We start from the raw sequence: 19,523 nt of genomic DNA, 5'->3' as shown, positions 1-19,523 counted from the left end.
ATTGGGCTAAACGTAAGGATCCATTAGGATTGCTGTGCTTTCGTATACTGCTCCATAATGGCTTGTTTAAACTGAGCTGAAGTGATCTCGCCATTTTCATATCGACTTAGCAATTTTTGTGTGAAAGGACTTGGTTTCCCCCCATCGATTGCAGCCATACCAACTGCAAATTTCACTTGTTTTTGACGTTCGATGTATGAGTTCTTGTCCACTTTTCTCACCCTTTTCACTTTGATTAACTTATTTACAATTATATCATACACGATGAACTATAAAATCGTTGTGCAACTTAGCGCGATTAGCTTGGACTCGTAGTCAGCACCCGAGGATTTTGTGAAGAAAGTGCTGTGTTTCAATTGACGAATGTTTGAAAAGAACAACAATCATTTAGCATGTACAATGGAGCGGATCGAATATTAGCACGAGCATAAAAATGAGTATGAAAGAGCCGTGTTCATGACGAAAGACTAAAAGACTCCTCAAGCAAGCAACCTTCAATCGTAGATTAGAGGGTTCTTGCTTCGTCATGATCGGAACGCGTGTACGAAGAGACTGCGTTTTGCGGCTAGTAGGGTCAAGCCGCTCCGCTCGGCAATTTCCTCGACGACCTGTTCGACTGTAAGGTGATTGGTCTCGATTTTGTCATGCGTGATGTCGTGATGAAAGGCGTAGAGACAGCGGTCAATTTGCGCCTTACCCCATGAATTGAACCATTCAAAGCGTTGATTCAAACGCTTGTTAAGTGTTCTCTTATCCGCGTGGAGAATATAATGGTCGACCCGAATCCCGTCACGTTGTAGGGCTCCGATGATTTCATCATAGTAGAGGCGGTCCACGATCGTCATCGGGACAACGATTACGCCATCGTATGAACGAGCAATCTTCGCCAACATCTCAGCATTAAACGCCCGCCATTCCGGATGACGTTGGAAGTCAGGCAGTTGCATGTCTTTGGGCAGATTGTCGCGAATGAAAAAACCGACTTGTTCCGGGTCATACAAAAAGGCGTTTGGCAACCGTTGTTGCAATTGTTTGGCGGCTGTCGTCTTGCCTGAACCGAAAGCGCCGTTGATCCAAACGATCATCTTTATCAACCCTTTCAAAATATGTTCTGTATTATCATTCTAATTGTCCTGACGATTGTCCTGTGAAAAATAAAAAAAGACGGACTGTCACGCAGCCCGTCTCATATTTACAGCACTCTTCTGACCGCAGTTTCTTGTTCAGGAGCAGTGTCTTCACGCATCGCGTTGATTTCTTTATATTCGTTCGTATCTTTCCACAACTCGTCTTTCAACGGATTGAGTTTGTATTTGACGATCCGTGTCACTTGCCAGACGGCGAGGACGACATTTAGCGCCAAACTGAGCAGGGCGATCGTCCAGTTCGCTGCCGGGTTGTACGACACACTCACGTTGAACGTGCTACCGACAGCAAAGAAGTAAGGGAACGTCATGACCCACATCATCCAAAATGTGAGCGTCTGGGCGCGGTTTTGCATCCATGTGCCTTTTGCCCAAAGCAAGGCGGGAACCGTCGCGGCGATGTTCAAAGCGAATCCTGAATAAAAGGCGTTGCCCGGTGCGCATGAATAGACGTAGGCGATGTTCCAGATGCCGTAAGCGACAATCCAAAGTTTCGTCTGGTCCGGCCAGAGCATGTCTTTTTTCTTACCGGATGTGGCAAAAATACCGACCCAGCCACAGATGAGGACCAAGTTCAAGATTCCCGCGACGGCGTTCACGTAGTTCCAACCGCCCGAGATGTAGTACATCCCATCGACCATACCTTCAAATCCCATGATACCGACTTGGAACTCTCGAACGACGGCCTCAGCGATGTTGAGTGCCAAAATACCTGGGACGAGCATCAAGTACCATGGATGTTTCTTATGATAATCCGTGAAGCGGATGACCATGTAAATCAAACTTCCGGCTAATGCTGAATACACTTTCACCCAATGGAACCACGAGGTGATTTCAGGATCGGCGGTGAAAAACCAAATCGGGGTCAAGGCGATTGGTACGGCCATAAACATGAAGATACTCGCTTTTTTGCTAGATCGGACGATTTCATTTAACCCGATCAATAGACCGAATACGACGAACCACATCACGACATTGTACCAAGGGATAGACTCAAAGAAGAACATACGATAACGCCCCTTTCATTTCTAAAGGATAGTGATGAAGCAACGATGAAAAGATGATGTCTTTAAACATACCGAACGTTCGTTATGTTTATGTGAAAAGTGTAACAAACTATTGGAAGCGTTGTCAATCTGGTTTGGTACGTCACAGTGACATGTCATAATTTGGACAAATCATTATGATATAATTAGCCATTATTACGTGAGGAGCGTCGGAGCATATGATGAACGAAGGAAAACAAAAGATATTAGAAGCGGCGCGAGCGACGATTATCGAAAACGGGATTCAAGGTACGACGCTTCGGGGAATCGCAAAAAAAGCAGGGTTTAGCACGGGGGCGATCTATCATTATTACAGTTCGAAAGAGGCTATTTTGTATGACGTGATGGACGAAGGATTAGGTGAGATTCGTCGAATCGCGACCGTCTCGATTGAGGACAAGAAAGAGGCCCGCGAAATCATTCAAGAAATCTTCGATGGGATGCAAGACCGGCTCAAAAAAGATGCGGAAAGCCGTCTGCAGTTTTATTTGGCCCATGAGGCGATGCTCGGGAATGTGGAGTTACAAAATAAGTTTATAGAAAAATACGAGGATTGGATCAATCGCGTCGAAGCCATCTTTGTGAGAGCATATGGCGTTGAACGCGGACCTTCGACGAGAGCGGTCGCCGCCTGGACGATGGCCGCAATTGATGGAATGGTGCTCCAAACGTTATTGAATGTTCAAGTTGTCGAGTCTGTTCATACGAATCGAATATTGGAGTATTTGCTGCAAGAAGGATTTGCGCACTTCTTTAAGCTCATCCAAGAAGATTAAAACACGGACATATATGCTTTTCTGTCTTTCGAAAATGGTTTTGATCTCGTCCTGATTCCACGGTCGAATCAATGCCATTTTTTACTTCATCCATGTTTCATCGTATAGTAGTGTAGGTTTGCTACGGTGATGTTGAGCGTAAACAGTTTAAGTAGAGAGTAGGTCATAAGATTGAATTCAAAACGAATACTAATCATTGATGATGAAGTGGAAATTGCGCAACTAGTATCGATTCATTTGCAAAATGAAGGATTCGATACGTTAATGGCCCACGATGGAAAGTCTGGGCTAGAGCTCTTTGAGAAACAGCCGTTCGATCTGGTCATTTTAGATATCATGATGCCAAAGTTAAATGGTCATGAAGTATTGACACATATTCGCAAAACAAACCTGACACCTGTCATTTTCTTGAGCGCCAAACAATCCGATCTTGATAAAATTAGCGGTCTAGTCATCGGGGCGGACGACTATATTACAAAGCCGTTCAATCCGTTGGAACTAGTGGCACGTGTCAACGCCCAATTGCGAAGAGCGTTTCAGTGGACGCAAACAATCGATGCCGGTTCGAAAGAAGTCATTCGACTCCAAAATATCGCCATTAACGCAGATGAACGAACAGTTTGTGTCAATGATCAAAAAATCGAGTTAACCCCGAAAGAGTTCGACATCTTATGGTTGCTAATGAAATCACCGAACCAGGTCTTCAGTTCAGAACAGCTCTTTAAAAAAGTGTGGAAGGAAAATTATTTTGAAGGTGCCAACACGGTAATGGTCCACATCCGAACACTCCGCAAAAAAATTCAAGACACGAATAAGTCTAAAAAACTAATCGAGACCGTGTGGGGTGTGGGTTATAAATTCAATGCATAATTTCTTTTATAGCTTTAGGACCCGAATCATTTATTTGTTTATAAAAAGTTTATTATGTGCTGCGGCCATCACGTTCACCGTATATAAATTACTCCAATTTTATTATCATCACTACGTTATGTATGAAGACAGTTATACGTATTATCGCCAAATGATGAGAGAGTTTGGTGACATTAATGCATTTTTGATTATATATATTCCGTTATCGATTCTGCTATTTTATTTATTTACCCGGACCTATTCAAACTATTTCACTGAAATCTCTGCCGGCATTCGTCATTTGGCGGATGGAGATTTTACGTACAATGTTCAGGTCGAGTCGAAAGACGAGTTTCGACAGATTGCCACGGATTTGAATGAGGCGAGTCGGTTGCTCCAAGAAGCGATCAATGCTCAAACCTTATCCCAACGGAGTAAAGAGACGTTGATTGCCAATTTGGCTCATGATTTACGTACTCCGTTGACATCTGTGATCGGCTATTTAAACTTGCTGAATGAGCAACGAGAGTTGTCGGGGGCCCAAAAAGATGAGTATACAAGGATTGCTTATACCAAGTCGGTCTACCTTGAAGAACTCATCGGGACATTGTTTGATGTGTCAAAGCTAGATTTATCCCTCCAAGTGATTGAAAAGACACCGATTGATATCCAGCAATTGCTCCTCCAACTACTTGATGAAATGGATGCACTCGTCGAAGAGCGCGATGTCTCCATCACAAAACAAATCGATTCAAATTTGTTCATCATGGGCAATGGCAAAGAGCTGGCTCGCGTATTTGAGAATTTATTGAGTAACGCATTATTTTACGGCGATTTAAGTCAACCAATCCGTGTGAAGGCAGAAAAACGAGACGTTGGAGTTCACATTCGAATTTCAAACCACGGTGCCCCAATTGAGAAAGAAAAACTACCGCATTTATTTGACATGTTCTATACTGTCGATCAAGTCAGAAATATACCTTCAAAACAAACGGGACTCGGCCTATACATCGCCAAGACGATTGTCGAGAAGCACGATGGGACAATTCAAGTTTGGAATGGTGATGGTCAAATTCATTTTGATGTCCTACTTCCTGTCGATTTAAGAAATATTTAAGAAATTCCCTAACATTTATTTAAGACCTCTTCTTTAAGCTAAGTGTAACAAGTGAAGGAGAGGTCTTATTCTATGAAAAAAATACTCGTCGCACTCATCGTTTCATTCATCGCTTATCAATTATTTCTTATGAAACTACCCGACTTGACGCAAGAGATATCGCTTCAGCACGCATCGGTCCATCACGGGGATCTGGTTCTTATAAACCGAGACGTGAAGTTGAAAGAGGAGCCTCAAAATTTAACGAGAATTCCTGAAAATATTTCGGAGAATCTCGTCGTGGACGCAGAGTTTTTGCTACAAGATCATGTCATCAAACCGTTACAAGAGATGTTAAAACAAGCAGAAAAAGATGGGGTTTGGCACTTTAAAATCAATAGTGCTTACCGCGATGCGACATTACAACAACAACTTTATGATGAAAATGGACCGAATTATGCACTTCCGGCTGGATATAGTGAGCATCAAAGCGGGCTCTCGTTAGATATTGGCTCCACGGAAGGAATGATGGATCATGCGCGTGAAGGGGCATGGCTTGAAAAAAATGCTCATAATTTCGGGTTCGTTGTACGGTATCCGAAAGGGAAAACCGATGTTACAGGAATCGAGTTCGAGCCGTGGCACTTTCGCTACGTCGGGCTTCCTCACAGCATCGTGATGAAGAAAAAAGATTTTGTCCTCGAAGAATATTTAGCGTATTTGAAAACAGAAAGAGAACATCAAGTGAGAAATGCCGGAACAACCTATTATATTCAATATGATCAGTCGGAGATGACGGATATCCCTGAGACGACCGACTTCGATATCTCGGGAGACAACACGAGCGGTTTTGTGATTACCTCTGTCGTTCATGAGTAATCATAGTTGAAAAGCGTGGCGAGAAATCATAGAATGAGAGCAGGTTTTTTTGATTGAAGATAAACTGTGATGGCTCGTTATGAAAGGAATTGAACTAAATCATGAAAGAAAATTTCTGGCGCAATCTTCCGCGTCCATTCTTTATACTTGCCCCGATGGAAGACGTGACCGATGTCGTCTTCCGCCACGTCGTCGCCCATGCCGGCCGACCTGACGTCTTTTTCACCGAGTTCGCGAACTCGGACAGCTATTGCCATCCAGAAGGGAAAGGTAGCCTGCGTGGACGCTTGACGTTTACTGAGGACGAGCAGCCGATAGTCGCCCATATTTGGGGCGACAACCCGGACTACTTCCGCGAGATGAGCATCGGGATGGCCGAGATGGGCTATAAAGGCCTCGACATCAATATGGGTTGCCCGGTTCCGAACGTAGCCAAGCGTGGGAAAGGGAGCGGACTCATCCTCCGCCCTGACGTCGCGGCGGAACTCATCCAAGCGGCGAAAGCTGGCGGAATCCCGGTCAGCGTCAAGACACGTCTCGGATTCGCGAAGCTCGACGAGTGGCGCGACTGGTTGACGCATCTCTTGAAGCAAGACATCGCCAACTTGTCGATTCACTTGCGCACACGCAACGAGATGAGTAAAGTCGACGCGCACTGGGAGATGATCCCGGATATCGTCAAATTGCGTGACGAAATCGCACCGGACACGCTCATCACGATCAACGGTGACATCCTCGACCGTCAGATGGGATTAGAGCTTGTCGAAAAGTATGGCGTCGACGGCGTCATGATCGGTCGTGGGATTTTCAAGAACCCGTTCGCGTTCGAGAAAGAGCCGCGTGAGCATTCGATGGAAGAGTACCTCGACTTGCTTCGTCTCCAACTTGACCTGCAAGATAAGTTCCAAGAGGACGTGCCACGTTCGATCTCGAACTTGCACCGTTTCTTCAAGATTTATGTGAAAGGCTTCCGTGGAGCGAGCGACCTCCGTGTGAAGCTCATGGACACGAAATCGACAGACGAAGTGCGGGCATTGCTCGACGCGTTCGTCGAGAACTATCACAAAGAAGAAGCCGCGCTTGCCGAGGCGGAGTCGACAGTCGAATAAGTTTTTGCAGGGGTTCAGTGTAAACTGGATCCTTTTTTTTGTAGTCAACGACCTAAAACTAGGATACACTAGATATATCGGAAGCCGATATATCGTCAGGCGAAGTAAAGGGGAGCAACTATGACACAATCAGCGGGGTCCGTCGCATTGACGGAAGCGGTTTATTACATTTTACTGTCGCTACAAGTTCCAAGACACGGATACGGAATCATGCAGTTCGTTCAAGAGTTGAGCCATGGTCGCGTTCAATTAGCGGCGGGGACATTGTACGGCGCGCTCAGTAGTTTGGTGGAAAAAGAGTGGATTGAAGCAGTGGAGATTGCGAGTGGACGCAAGAAAGAGTATGTCGTCACAGCTCAAGGACAAGCTGTGCTTGAAGGCGAACTTTTACGTCTTGAAGAGCTCGTTGCAAACGGAAAACAGTGGATAGGGGGAGATAAGTCGTGAAAACAAAAACGGTCTATCGTTTTTATGTGGATTACGAAAAAGAAGAGAAGTGGCTAAATGAGATGGCGGCACATGGGTGGTTGTTAGAACAGTTTAAATTCGGGCGTTATGTGTTTTGCGAGGGAGGGCCGGGCGCATATATGTATCGTATCGAATTGCTTGAAGAACTTCCGAGTCATCCCAAATCAAAAGCTTACTTTGAATTTTTAGAAAAGATGGAGATTGAAGTTGTCGAGACGTCCTTCCGGTGGATTTTTTTACGGAAACGCACAGAAGACGGGCCATTTCATCTCTATTCCGATTTTGATTCAATAATTCGACATGAACGTAGCATCTTGAAATTATATAGCTCTGTACTATTTATTAATCTAGCTGTCGTGTTCATTAATCTTCCAAATTCGATGACGGGTTGGATCACCTTTCCGAATCTCGCTATTGTTGTGATGCTTTCGCACTACGCACATACGCATCATCAGAAAATTCAAACGTTGAAAGGGCTTCGTGAAATCTCAGAACAAAGGTAAAAAAAGTATCAATGACGCAGTTTATTGAAGCGAATTAATTAGTTAAATATCTGCAACGACTATAAAAAAAGGAGAGTGATATGATGGGTAGCGAATGGCGTAAATCAGCGGTCGGACTTGGCCTTATTTTCGGAACGGCTGCCGGGATGATCATCTCCCTACTATTCGGTTTTACGGTTGCATACGGGATTGTTGTCGGCTCGATGGTCGGTTATTTGATCGGACTTGTTATTTCCATCAGCGCAATGAAACGATGATCCATACTTTTATATAACGAGGAGGCGTTAACATGAGTGAATTTCAATTTATAACGAGTACACAACCATTACAAGAAGTCGAAAATCCATACGTTGAATTTTTATCAATCAATGAGGCGATTAAAAAGGGGGTCATTTTGCCTGAGATGATTGCGGAGGATCAAGAACTCGATCGTAACGCAAAGATTTTGATGAACGTCGAGTCAGAAGAGCAACTCGACGAGATTGAGATCAAACGAGAACTTTATTATGCAGAGGAAAACGTCGAGGCGTACTCAAAAAAACCGCACGTCGCTGAATTGCGTTGGCGCTATTCCGATGCGAGAGCCGAACAACTCGTCGAGTATATAACCGACCACTTGAAGACGGCGGATGAAGTTGAGATTTGGAAAGTATGGGTCGATGAACAGACCGAGCCGAACGTCCAATCCATCAATCTCGACGAGTTGACGATCAATGCGCTACGTTTTTTAGGTGCAGATGGGTTTGAGAGGCCGGAGTGCCTTCGTGTCGTAAAATCCTGATACGAGTGTAGGCAGTGTATTGTCTTCCCGAACGAGATTTCTCGTTCGGGATTTTTGTTTTGTCTCCTCACTTGAAAAAAGACTGCTATATTATGAGAAGAAGAGTCAGGAGGGAACACCATGCACATTTTAATCGTTGAAGACGACCGGACAATCGCCTCCGGTCTTCAATATTCGCTCGAACAAGAACAATTTACGACGACGCTATGCCAGAACGCAACCGACGCGACACGTTTGATCGAACAACAGTTACATACGATCGACCTGTGTCTATTCGACTTGTCGCTGCCAGACGGGAGCGGCTATGACTTGTGTCGGCTCGTGAAGCAAAAACAGGATACACCCGTCATCTTTTTGACGGCGTTCGATGATGAAGTAAACGTCGTCATGGGACTCGATATGGGAGCGGACGACTACATCACAAAACCGTTCCGTGTCCGAGAACTCATCTCACGGATTCATTCGGTGTTGCGCCGCTACAACAAACAGGCTAGCTCATCCGTCCTGACAATCGGATCGATTGAAATCGATACGCAAGACGCTAAAGTTAAGAAGAACGGGGATGAGATTTTATTGACGGCGCTCGAGTATCGTTTACTGCTCATCTTCGGCAGACATACAGGACAAGTGTTGTCCCGGGCGCAACTGCTCGACCAGATTTGGGACATGGGCGGGGACTTTGTGAACGACAATACGTTGACCGTCTACATTAAACGGTTACGCGAAAAGCTCGAAGACGACCCACAGCGGCCGACGTTGATTAAGACGGTTCGTGGCATCGGCTATAAGGTGGAGGGTTAACATGCTACGAAATCGAGAAGTTCGAATCTATTTATTGAGTCTCTTTATGATCATTGGCTTGGCCGTGAGCGTCGCGCTGTTCATCTCGGTTGAGGCTACACTCCTTGTCGCGGTCTTATCGATTGTCTTCATTGCCGTGACCTATCGCTTCACGATGTGGCGCTATCGGGAAATCGAACAGCTCTCGAGCTATCTGCAAGAGATCAGCAACGGCAATTATCAACTCGATGTCCGCGACAACCGTGAAGGCGAGCTCAGTCTATTGAAGAGCCAAATCTATAAAGTGACGAAGATGCTGTCGGAACAAGGGACGCATCTTGAAGAGGACAAGCAGAAACTGACGGATGCCATCTCCGACATTTCCCATCAGCTGAAGACCCCGCTCACCTCGATGACCGTCATGGCGGACTTGCTCAGTGACCCACGGCTGTCAGATGACAAACGTCAAGAGTTCACGCATAACGTGCAGGTGCAGCTCGAGCGGATGGAGTGGCTCGTCTCATCGTTACTTAAACTGTCTAAAATCGATGCCGGGACGATTCAGTTCAAACGAGAACCGGTGTCCGTTCCCTCGCTCGTTCAAGCCGTGACGGAACCGATGCTCGTGCCGATCGATATCAACATGCAGCGGCTTCAGATCACGGGTGAGCGTGATGTCACGTTCGAAGGGGATTTAAAGTGGACGACCGAGGCGCTGATCAACATCTTGAAAAATTGCGTCGAACATACACCGGAACGAGGGGAGCTGTTCATCGAATTTAGCGAAAACACCCTGTATACGGAAATCATCATTCGCGACACGGGGAGTGGCATCGACAAACAAGACGTCCCGTATATTTTCCAACGTTTTTATAAAGGGATGAATGCGAGTGACGACAGCGTCGGCATCGGCCTCGCCATGGCCCACAGTATCATCACGAGCCAGCAAGGTGAACTGACCGTCAGCAGTGAAATCGGCGTTGGGACGGCGTTTCAAATTCGATTCTACAAAGCGATTGTCTAAGTGACGAAACAGTCACTTTCGAGTCACGGACGTGTCACACTCGCTCGGTACACTCAAAGTAGATCAAGTACTGGAGGGTGCAAACATGAACATATTAGAAGTGCAACACTTATCGAAAGTATACGGGAAAGATGAGATGGAAGTCAGGGCGCTCGATGACGTATCGTTCACCGTCAAAAAAGGCGAGTTTGTCTGTATCGTCGGACCGTCGGGCTCGGGGAAGTCGACGTTGTTGCATTTGCTCGGTGGTGTTGACGTGCCGACAAGCGGACAGGTGTTGATTGACAATACGGATATTTACAAGTTGGACGAGACACAGCTCGCCATCTTCCGCCGTCGTCAAATCGGTTTGATTTATCAATTTTACAACTTAATCCCGATTTTGACGGTCGAGGAGAACATCACACTACCGATGTTGTTGGACGAACAAAAAGTCGACGCTTCGCATTTGGAACGCATCATCGGCATCCTCGGGCTATCGAACCGGATGACGCACCTACCGAACCAACTGTCTGGTGGGCAACAACAACGCGTCTCCATCGGCCGGGCGCTCATTAGTAACCCGGCCATCATCTTGGCCGATGAACCGACAGGGAACTTGGACAGTCAAAACAGTGAAGAGATTATGAGCCTCCTGAAACTGTTCAACAAGAAGTTCAACCAGACACTGATCATCATTACACATGACGAACGGATCGCCTTGCAGGCCGACCGCATCATCTCGATTGAGGATGGGAAGATTGCGAAGAACGAGGTCGTCCGCTCATGAACATCATCCATAAAATGACGCTTCGCCACTTGCGTGAAAACAAGCGGCGCTCGCTCGTCACCATCATCGGGGTCATCATCTCGGTGGCGATGATCACGGCTGTGACGACACTAGGTTCGTCGTTCCTGGACTTGATGATCCGTCAAGACATTGCGGACAACGGGGAATGGCACGTCCAATACATCAACACGAATGAGGATCAGGTCGAGGCGATCCGGAAGAATGCATCGACGAAAGACGTCATTCTATCGAGTGACGGCTATGCGGAATTAAAGGATTCACAGAATGCCTATAAACCGTACTTATACGTCCGGAACTATAACACGTCCGGGCTCAAAAACTTTCCTGTCGATTTGACGGAGGGGAGACTCCCAAACAAAGAAGGCGAAGTCGTCATTTCTGAGGCCATCCGTCAAAATGCGCAAGTCACGTACAACATTGGGGATGAATTGACGATTGAAATCGGTGAGCGTGTGGATGAAGAATCCGGCCGTGTATTGACCCAAAACGAGGGTTTGGTCCGCGAAGGGGAGACGATTCTTGAGAAGTTGAAAATCGAGGATACGGTGACGTTGACCGTCGTCGGTACGATGGCGCGCCCGGCCTGGGAGCCGACTTGGTCGCCAGGGTATACGGTCGTCGGATACATTGACGACAAAGCATTGAACGGTGCGACCGTCGATACGTTCGTCGCCTTGAACGACGTGAACGGCTCGATCTATGAGGATACGAAACAAGTGATGCGCGAACAACAGATTGAAGGCATCGCGTATAACTCATCATTGCTCCGCTATTATGGGGTGACGGATGATGATGGCTTGCGCAAGACGCTGTACGGGTTCGGTGGCATCATCATGGCGGTCATCGTCATCGGCTCGATTTCGCTCATCTATAACGCTTTTGCCATCAGTGTATCCGAGCGCTCGCGTTATCTCGGGATGCTCGCGAGTGTCGGGGCGACGAAACGGCAAAAACGAAACTCGGTCTTCTTTGAAGGATTGATTATCGGAGGAATTAGCATCCCGATTGGTATCATCGCCGGGGTGACCGGGATTGGGGTCACGTTCCTATTCATCAACGCCTTTGCTGAGAAAGCGCTCAATGTGACGGAGAAGTTTGAGGTCGTCGTCACACCGGTCACGCTCCTGTTGACGATTTTGATTTCGAGCGTAACGATTTTCATCTCGTGTTATCTGCCGGCGCGCCGCGCTTCCAAAATTTCTGCGATTGACGCGATTCGTCAAACCCAAGATGTTCGACTGACGTCGAAGAACGTCAAGACGTCAAAGCTCGTTCGACGGATCTTCGGTTTGGAAGCGGAGATCGGGCTGAAAAATACGAAACGCAACCGGAAACGGTATTTGGCGACGGTGTTCTCGCTCGTCATCAGTATCGTGCTGTTTTTAGTCGTCAGCTACTTCACAGACCGGCTCGGACAGTCTCTCGAGATGTCACAAGGCACGTACGCGTTCGACATTCTCGTGAACGGGTCGAATCTCAGTAAAGATGACTTACGTCGCTATGAGACGTTGGATAATGTGACGGGCGGGACGTACTTCGAGAACACGACCGTCCAGACGATGGTCGACGAAGCACGGTTACCGAGCGCAGTCACCGAGAACGAAGACTTGGCATTCAACTTCGGTGATGGGAAATTCATGTATTACGTCTCCCTCTATCAATTGGATGACGCCAGTTTCGATGCGTACTTGAAGCAAATCGGGGCAGACGCTAGCAACTTTGAAGACGGAGAGATGCCCGGTGCCGTCTTGATTGATGAAATTTCATATCAAGACGTCGACAAGAAGAAATTTGTGAACTCGAAGACGATTGAGACCAAAATCGGTGATACGCTCGAACTCCAAAACGAGAACGCAACGGACGGCACGACACCGCTCAAAACAATCAAAATCGGCGCCATGACCGACGTCGCCCCGACTGGTGTGATGACAAGTTCACTCGGGTGGCTCGATGTGATTGTTCGAGAAGGGACGTTTGAAGACGATGCGATTGGTAAATTGATGCAACAATCGAGCCCGTCGATCGCCTTGAACACAAGCAATCCTGATGCAACGCAACAAGTGATTGAGGCGGAACAGAACATGGACCAATACATCTTCAACGTGTCGGAGCAACGTGAACAGCAAGAGCAAATGTTGTTGCTGTTGTCGATTTTCGTCTACGGGTTCATCGTCTTGATCTCGCTCATCTCAGTGGCAAACATCTTCAACACGATCTCGACGAGCGTCTCGCTACGGCGCCGCGAATTCGCGATGCTCCGTTCGGTCGGGATGACACCGAAAGGGTTCAACAAGATGGTGTACTATGAGAGCATCTTCTACGGCGTGAAAGCATTGGCGTATGGAATCCCGGTCAGTATTCTCATCATGTACCTCATTTACCGGGCACAGATCAACACGTTTGAAGCAGCGTTCACGTTGCCGTGGGGCGACATCTTGTTCGTCACGGTCGTAATTTTCCTGATCGTTGGTTCTTCGATGCTGTACGCGATTTCGAAAGTGAAGTCGGATAATATTATCGACCGTTTGAAGCAAGAGAATAACTAATATGCAGGCAAAGGGATTCAGTGTCTACTGAGTCCCTTTTTCTGTAAAATGAGAGAGAAGAAAGAGGTGGGAGCATGGATATCCGAGAAGTATTGAGTGGTGGGGATTTGCGCTCGGTCGGCCACGTCGATGAGGTTGTCACTTTCGTCGGGAACGACCCGGACCGATTCAGCGAATTGATGACCGGCCTAACCGATGACCGTCCCGTCGTCCGGATGCGGAGCGCAGACGCGATGGAGAAAGTGACACGCCGTCATCCAAAGTTGCTTCATGCGCATCAAGCGTCCTTGTTCCAGCAGCTACATATCATCACTCAACAAGAAGTGAGGTGGCACTTGGCGCAAGTGATGCCACGGCTGATGTGGACGGAGGACGAGGCGGCCGACATCGTTCATGTGCTCACCGATAGGATTGCCACGGAGACGAGCAACATCGTCATCGTCAATTCCCTACAGGCAGTGTTCGACTTGAGCGCCGTGCATCCACGATTCCGTGTAGAGCTGAAAGCATTGCTCGAGTCGCAGCTCGAGACAGGGAGTCCGGCCGTGAAGAGCCGCTCAAAAAAACTTTTACAGAAGTTGTGACCGATGGACTTCATTTCCGGTCTATAAAGATGTAAGTACATCGAGAGGGGGATTCGATTGGACGATCAAGCGATTATCGATTTGTATTGGAGACGTTCTGAGCGGGCGATTGAGGCGACGGCCGCTATTGTCATACGATTTCCTATAACATTTTAAACAGCCGAGAGGACGCGGACGAGTGCGTCAATGATACGTACATGAAGGCGTGGCAAGCGATTCCGCCGACACGTCCAGCGCGACTCGCCGCCTATTTGGCGAAGCTTGTTCGTAACGTCTCGCTCCATAAGTATGAGAAGGCGAACGCCAAGAAGCGCGGAGCGGGACAAGTCCCGCTCATCGTCAGTAAGCTCGAGCACTGTCTCGCCTCCTCCGTCGCGACCGATTCAGAAGTCATCGAGTTGTTGAACGACTTTTTGGCCCAGTTGCCGCAAGAGACCCGGCAGATCTTTATGGGGCGTTACTTTCACTTTCAGTCGATTAAAGACATCGCGACGATGCGCCAGGTGAGTGAGAGCAAGGTCAAGATGGTGCTGCTGCGGACCCGGAACGACTTGAAGCAAGCGCTCGAAGCGGAAGGGGTGGCACTATGAACGGAGATCGGCTCACACGTTTGATGGGGGACGTTGATGACCGTTTCGTCGAGGAATCGATGGAAGTCGAGGGAAAGAAACGAAGACATTGGCGTTGGATAGGCGGTCTTGTGGCAGCAGCGGCTGTCACACTCTTTGTCGTGACATGGGACGGTTTTAAAGAATTGATTCCGCTGTCGGACAGCTCGAGCAATATGTCGGTCGCTTATATCGATGAAGAGGACATCGATGTCGGGATGTCGTCGGCAAACCTTGTCGAGATGAGTGAGGACGAGCTGTTCTCGAAATGGGAACCTGCCGTGGTACGGGGCGTCGTGAAGCAGATTGACCACATCGAGCTCGACTTCAACGGACAAGCGGAATATCAGTCGATCGTGACGATTGGCGTGACAGACGTCTATCGAGGTGAGGTTGAGCCTGGGAGTGAGATGAAAGTACTTACCGTTGCCGGTGCCGGTTCTGAAGTGCTTCAGTCGGATGCGGACGTCATCTCTGAACTTCGCCTCGGTATGGAAGGGATTTTTATGACGAGACGGCATGATGCTTCCCACATCTGGTCACAAAACGGGGCCACGCTTCAAGTGATGGACGTGAGTGACTACGGCTTCCCGGACGGTGAGCGGTACATGTTCTTGAACACGGAAGAAGGACTCGTCTTCAGTCGAGATGCCTATCCGTCGCTACGTGGCGCTGAAACACTTGATGATATAGAGGCGTTCATGATGACTAAGTTTAAATAAGTCACATTTCATGTCTATTTGATTTTTAAAAGATGATATATTATTATTAAGTCAATATTATAATAAATATGACTTAAAGGATGAGTGTCATGGCGATACAAGGATTAACCAAATTACCTGTCAAAATAGAAATCACACAAGCCATCAAATTACTTGAACGTCTGGCGCATGTGAATACGCTACTTGGAAAACTCGATGTTGAATTGACACATTCGAAAGCAAGTAAGCAATTAATGCAACTCTTATCGCTTCAAGAATCCGTTGAATCAACGAAAATCGAAGGATCACAAGTGACGTTCACGGATATGATGGAGTCTTCGCTGAAGAAAAGTGACGATTCCGATATTATCGAAATTCAGAACTATATGAGGGCCTTGCAGTTTGGGTATGAATCTGTCGAAAATGGTTATCCGGTGACGACGCGATTGATCAAGCAGTTACATGAGATTTTGATGAAAGGAAGTCGAGGAGAAGTCAGTTCAGCCGGTGAGTTCCGTAAAATTCAAAATTTTATCGGGCCGACGAATCGATTAGAAGATGCTTCTTATATTCCGGTAGAGGCTCATTTGATTAACGAATACATGGAGAACTTAGAAAAATTTATCAATACTGATTCTTACGGACGATTGCTACCGCAGAACCACTTAAAGTCAGACGGATATATCATTAATGAACAAGCGGCTCCACTTCTTAAAACAGGAATTATGCATGCTCAATTTGAATCCATCCATCCATTTTTGGACGGGAACGGGCGTTTAGGGCGGATTCTAATTGTGCTTTATCTCCTGCAGCAAAAAGTGATTACGCACCCAATCTTCTTTGTGAGTGAAGAACTTGAGAAAGAAAAAGCCCGCTACTACGATTTGCTCAACGGCGTTCGTGGAGACCAGTCGGATTGGGGGAAATGGTTACTGTTTTTCGTTGATGCTTCAGAACGAATGGCGACAAAGTTGTTGGATCAATTGAATAAAGCCAATCGCTTGCTGTCAGAAGGTGAACAGCTAATTGAAAACGAAGCGGAACGTAAACTATGGATTACGAGCTTTGAACAACCAATCTTGACGGTGGCGAAAGGTGTCGAAATGACAGGCTATTCACCGAACACGGTTCGAAAAGCACTTCATCAACTTGTGGAAAAAGAACTTTTATACGCTTCGAACACAGAGCGGAGAAATCGTAAATATCGAAATTATGCGTTATTGCGCATTTTCGTGAACTAAAAGCAGTGTGCCGTTTTTGAATCGCCAACAATGAAGGAGGAAATCATATGGACCGCACGATCACCGTCAAAGGTACAGGGAAAGTATCGACCAAGCCCGATTTGATTGTCGTGAGAATGGATTTGTCGTCAAGAGCCGTCCGCTATGAGGAGACGATGAACGGGGCGGCACTCGTCGTCACGCGGCTGCAAAAAGCGATTGAGCAGGCGGGCTTCGCGAAGACGGATTTAAAGACGACCGACTTCTCGATTGACACGGACTATGAGAGCTACCGGGACAAACAAGGCAATTACAAGTCTCGGTTCCGAGGCTACGTCTGTCAGCAGAAGACGAAACTCGAGTTTCCGCTCGATACGAAACAGTTGTCCTCGGTCATCGAACACGTCAGCAATTCGCTAGCTGAACCGAAGCTGTCTATCTCGTTCACCATCAAAAATGCGGATGCGGTTCAAGACGAACTGCTCGCGAGTGCGGCGGCGAACGCGCGCCATCGGGCCGAACTGTTGGCAAAGGGCGCCGGGGCGACGCTCGGCGATTTGCTTCAAATCGACTATACGTGGGGCGAGCTCCATCTTTATTCGCCGACGCGTCTTACGCTTCATGACGAGGTGCTCTTCTCGGAGGCGGCGATGCCGGAACTTGAACCGGACGAGATTGACTTGAGTGACTCGGCGACGTTCGTGTGGGCGATTCGATGAGGCGCGTCATCGGATTGGTGTTGCTGCTTCTGTCTGTCTCTTTGTCGGCTCAAGCCTTATCGTGGGCGTATGCGTTCGTCGTGTTGGACGGACGAGTATATGAAGTGATGGATGTTGCCGTATTGGAGGCTGATTTGGGTGAAGTCGTCGGCGAGGTGAAGACGATGGCCGACGATATGGATGGCAGCTATTACGGGGATGCCTCGAACATGTATCCGATTGGGACGACCTATCGAGAAGTGAACGGGGAAGCGATAGAGGATGTACTCGCGGTCGAGGACGAGTCGGGATGGAAGCGGGCCGAGTATCGGCATGATGCCCCGTTCAGCATGCGTGACCATCTGGATAAGGTGGCGTATGGATTCGTCGGACTCGGCCTCGTGGTTTTCGTCATGTATCGATTTAGGAGGACAAGATGAATCTATTCGAGTTTGAAAGATATGTATCACGGCGAATCGAGGACCGTGGCTACAGTTACTATATGAGCGGGAACCTCGAATTAGTGTCACAAACTCGAAATACGTACTTGTTTGATGTAAATGGCAGTATCGTTTATCGAGTGGAGGTTACATGTGCGAATGAGTGGATGATTCAATCGTCATGCGATTGCCCTTATAATCAAGGCACGTGTAAACATGAAGTCGCAGTTTATTATTGGTTACGCGATCGGCTTACACCGGGGTCACCGTTTGATTTAGCAAAAGAACTCGGTAAGTTGAAAAAGGTCGAGCTCATCGATGTGATTTTGAAGCTGGCGCATGACTCGGATATTCACCATCGATTGGCACACGACTTCGCACCGCCATCAAGCAATCCAGAAACATTCGTTCAAGTATGTGAGCGAGAAATTGTCGGAAAGTTTTCAAATGGCACGATTCATCAACAGGAAATGAAGACCTTGAAACGTTATCTGTTTCGTAAAATAAATGTGATTCAGTCAGATGAAAATCCTATATCACGCTTATTCAATAGTATTTCATTTCTTGATATCGTCACTCCGACAATCATGAGATGTGATACGTTTATCCATCTGTTGTTCGCTGTGCGAGACGAGATCACTGATTTGATGGTGTCAGCCATTGAGGAAATCCCGAAGGCGGAACGAGACATGGTTCTTCAACGTTTCATTTTGATGTGGCATGAACTGCATCTGGCCGTTTACAATGACGTTCATGTTCAATTGTTGAAAGGGATTGTCCCCATCTATGAAGGGGATAAGACGTTTCTCATCGACCAAATCAATCGGTTCAGAAACACGCACGCCGAGGCTAGTGACTTGGAGCACCTGGACGAGTTCACGAAAGTGTTAACAGAAGAAAGTTGATAGGGTGATAATCAAGTATGGAAATAGGGAACAGACTCATGTAGGGGTCACCCAGTCTTGGAGAGAGAAGGGACAGACATGAAAATCCTCATCATCTTTGACTCGATGTACGGATGCACCGAAAAAATCGCATATGCCATCAAGGACGGGTTCAACGACTTGCACCAAGTTGACATCATGCAAATCAGCCATGTCGGGTACGGCGACCTCGCCAATCTCGATTTGTTCATCGTTGGGTCGCCGACGCACGGCGGACGCGAGACCGAGGACGTGAAGACGTTTCTCGATGGCTTATCGGACCATGCACTGCGTGGTACGCGAGCTGTAGCCTTCGATACGAGTATGGCCGAAGAAGATCAAGGCTTTTTCGTCGGGAAAATCGTCAAATGGTTCGGCCACGCCTCGACCCGGATCGAGCAGCTCTTATTGGATAAAGGAGCGGAACCGGTGCTGAAAGAATCATTCATCGTCCTTGATAAAGAAGGACCACTCAAAGACGGAGAGCTCGAGCGGGCGACCGAATGGGGTCGTCACTTGATGGACAAATAATCTGGCGCGTTCCTTACAGGACGTGT

The 19,523-nt window shown here is 47.4% G+C and carries 24 protein-coding genes; 21 read left to right on the top strand and 3 right to left on the bottom strand.

What is annotated here, in order from left to right; genetic code table 11:
* Positions 1–23 precede the first annotated feature (23 nt).
* The 3 genes from EVJ33_RS06250 to EVJ33_RS06240 form a co-directional block, all read right to left on the bottom strand.
* Positions 24–212: an antitoxin VbhA family protein gene (locus EVJ33_RS06250; protein WP_201739670.1), complete on the bottom strand. Its 189-nt coding sequence runs from the start codon at positions 210–212 to the stop codon at positions 24–26.
* A 312-nt stretch (positions 213–524) separates the two neighbouring features.
* Entirely contained in the window at positions 525–1,085 is a 561-nt protein-coding gene (locus tag EVJ33_RS06245; RefSeq protein ID WP_131435458.1) for an AAA family ATPase, read from the bottom strand.
* Between the two features lie 107 nt (positions 1,086–1,192).
* Positions 1,193–2,152, bottom strand: a complete 960-nt coding sequence (locus EVJ33_RS06240; RefSeq protein ID WP_131435456.1) for a DUF5692 family protein — start codon at positions 2,150–2,152, stop codon at positions 1,193–1,195.
* Positions 2,153–2,370: 218 nt separating this feature from the next.
* Between EVJ33_RS06240 and EVJ33_RS06235 the strand changes: the two genes are divergently transcribed.
* From EVJ33_RS06235 to EVJ33_RS06140, 21 genes are all read left to right on the top strand, one after another.
* A complete protein-coding gene (locus tag EVJ33_RS06235) occupies positions 2,371–2,967 on the top strand; it encodes a TetR/AcrR family transcriptional regulator (protein ID WP_131435454.1) in 597 nt (198 codons plus the stop codon).
* A gap of 171 nt (positions 2,968–3,138) precedes the next feature.
* Entirely contained in the window at positions 3,139–3,837 is a 699-nt protein-coding gene (locus EVJ33_RS06230) for a response regulator transcription factor (protein WP_131435452.1), read from the top strand.
* A 34-nt stretch (positions 3,838–3,871) separates the two neighbouring features.
* Positions 3,872–4,933 (top strand): sensor histidine kinase, encoded by a 1,062-nt coding sequence (locus tag EVJ33_RS06225; RefSeq protein WP_161566905.1) that lies wholly within the window; start codon positions 3,872–3,874, stop codon positions 4,931–4,933.
* A 72-nt stretch (positions 4,934–5,005) separates the two neighbouring features.
* Positions 5,006–5,791 carry a M15 family metallopeptidase gene (locus tag EVJ33_RS06220; RefSeq protein WP_131435447.1) on the top strand — a complete coding sequence of 262 codons (786 nt, stop codon included), beginning with the start codon at positions 5,006–5,008 and terminating at the stop codon, positions 5,789–5,791.
* A gap of 101 nt (positions 5,792–5,892) precedes the next feature.
* Positions 5,893–6,900, top strand: a complete 1,008-nt coding sequence (locus EVJ33_RS06215; RefSeq protein WP_131435445.1) for a tRNA dihydrouridine synthase — start codon at positions 5,893–5,895, stop codon at positions 6,898–6,900.
* Between the two features lie 120 nt (positions 6,901–7,020).
* On the top strand, positions 7,021–7,347 hold the full coding sequence (locus tag EVJ33_RS06210) for a PadR family transcriptional regulator (protein ID WP_131435443.1): 327 nt from the start codon (positions 7,021–7,023) through the stop codon (positions 7,345–7,347).
* Positions 7,344–7,871 (top strand): DUF2812 domain-containing protein, encoded by a 528-nt coding sequence (locus EVJ33_RS06205; protein ID WP_131435441.1) that lies wholly within the window; start codon positions 7,344–7,346, stop codon positions 7,869–7,871. Before EVJ33_RS06210 ends, EVJ33_RS06205 begins: the two co-directional genes overlap by 4 nt.
* 83 nt (positions 7,872–7,954) lie before the next feature.
* Positions 7,955–8,128 carry a hypothetical protein gene (locus EVJ33_RS15420; RefSeq protein ID WP_161566904.1) on the top strand — a complete coding sequence of 58 codons (174 nt, stop codon included), beginning with the start codon at positions 7,955–7,957 and terminating at the stop codon, positions 8,126–8,128.
* 32 nt (positions 8,129–8,160) lie between these two features.
* Positions 8,161–8,652, top strand: coding sequence for a hypothetical protein (locus tag EVJ33_RS06200; RefSeq protein ID WP_131435439.1), 492 nt, complete (start codon positions 8,161–8,163; stop codon positions 8,650–8,652).
* Positions 8,653–8,772: 120 nt separating this feature from the next.
* Positions 8,773–9,453 (top strand): response regulator transcription factor, encoded by a 681-nt coding sequence (locus tag EVJ33_RS06195; protein WP_131435437.1) that lies wholly within the window; start codon positions 8,773–8,775, stop codon positions 9,451–9,453.
* A 1-nt stretch (position 9,454) separates the two neighbouring features.
* Positions 9,455–10,456, top strand: coding sequence for a sensor histidine kinase (locus EVJ33_RS06190; RefSeq protein ID WP_201739669.1), 1,002 nt, complete (start codon positions 9,455–9,457; stop codon positions 10,454–10,456).
* 85 nt (positions 10,457–10,541) lie between these two features.
* Positions 10,542–11,225, top strand: coding sequence for an ABC transporter ATP-binding protein (locus tag EVJ33_RS06185; protein ID WP_131435435.1), 684 nt, complete (start codon positions 10,542–10,544; stop codon positions 11,223–11,225).
* Positions 11,222–13,792 (top strand): ABC transporter permease, encoded by a 2,571-nt coding sequence (locus tag EVJ33_RS06180; RefSeq protein ID WP_131435433.1) that lies wholly within the window; start codon positions 11,222–11,224, stop codon positions 13,790–13,792. The genes EVJ33_RS06185 and EVJ33_RS06180 overlap by 4 nt, the downstream gene beginning before the upstream one ends.
* A gap of 74 nt (positions 13,793–13,866) precedes the next feature.
* On the top strand, positions 13,867–14,376 hold the full coding sequence (locus EVJ33_RS06175; RefSeq protein WP_131435431.1) for a HEAT repeat domain-containing protein: 510 nt from the start codon (positions 13,867–13,869) through the stop codon (positions 14,374–14,376).
* A 137-nt stretch (positions 14,377–14,513) separates the two neighbouring features.
* Positions 14,514–14,966 (top strand): RNA polymerase sigma factor, encoded by a 453-nt coding sequence (locus EVJ33_RS06170; protein ID WP_201739675.1) that lies wholly within the window; start codon positions 14,514–14,516, stop codon positions 14,964–14,966.
* On the top strand, positions 14,963–15,706 hold the full coding sequence (locus EVJ33_RS06165) for a hypothetical protein (protein ID WP_131435429.1): 744 nt from the start codon (positions 14,963–14,965) through the stop codon (positions 15,704–15,706). Before EVJ33_RS06170 ends, EVJ33_RS06165 begins: the two co-directional genes overlap by 4 nt.
* A gap of 89 nt (positions 15,707–15,795) precedes the next feature.
* Positions 15,796–16,926 carry a Fic family protein gene (locus tag EVJ33_RS06160; protein ID WP_161566903.1) on the top strand — a complete coding sequence of 377 codons (1,131 nt, stop codon included), beginning with the start codon at positions 15,796–15,798 and terminating at the stop codon, positions 16,924–16,926.
* A 47-nt stretch (positions 16,927–16,973) separates the two neighbouring features.
* The gene (locus EVJ33_RS06155) at positions 16,974–17,624 is read left to right on the top strand and encodes an SIMPL domain-containing protein (protein WP_131435425.1); all 651 of its coding nucleotides are present in this window, start codon (positions 16,974–16,976) and stop codon (positions 17,622–17,624) included.
* Positions 17,621–18,043 carry a hypothetical protein gene (locus tag EVJ33_RS06150; protein ID WP_131435423.1) on the top strand — a complete coding sequence of 141 codons (423 nt, stop codon included), beginning with the start codon at positions 17,621–17,623 and terminating at the stop codon, positions 18,041–18,043. Before EVJ33_RS06155 ends, EVJ33_RS06150 begins: the two co-directional genes overlap by 4 nt.
* Positions 18,040–18,948, top strand: a complete 909-nt coding sequence (locus EVJ33_RS06145; RefSeq protein WP_131435421.1) for an SWIM zinc finger family protein — start codon at positions 18,040–18,042, stop codon at positions 18,946–18,948. The genes EVJ33_RS06150 and EVJ33_RS06145 overlap by 4 nt, the downstream gene beginning before the upstream one ends.
* A 78-nt stretch (positions 18,949–19,026) precedes the next feature.
* A complete protein-coding gene (locus EVJ33_RS06140) occupies positions 19,027–19,497 on the top strand; it encodes a flavodoxin family protein (protein WP_131435419.1) in 471 nt (156 codons plus the stop codon).
* The last annotated feature ends 26 nt before the right edge of the window (positions 19,498–19,523 follow it).

Origin of the sequence: Exiguobacterium sp. SL-10, assembly GCF_004337025.1 — a bacterium.
Taxonomy (GTDB): Bacteria; Bacillota; Bacilli; order Exiguobacteriales; family Exiguobacteriaceae; genus Exiguobacterium.
The sequence above is the reverse complement of the archived record's forward strand: the minus strand, read 5'-3'. Positions and strand labels throughout refer to the sequence as shown.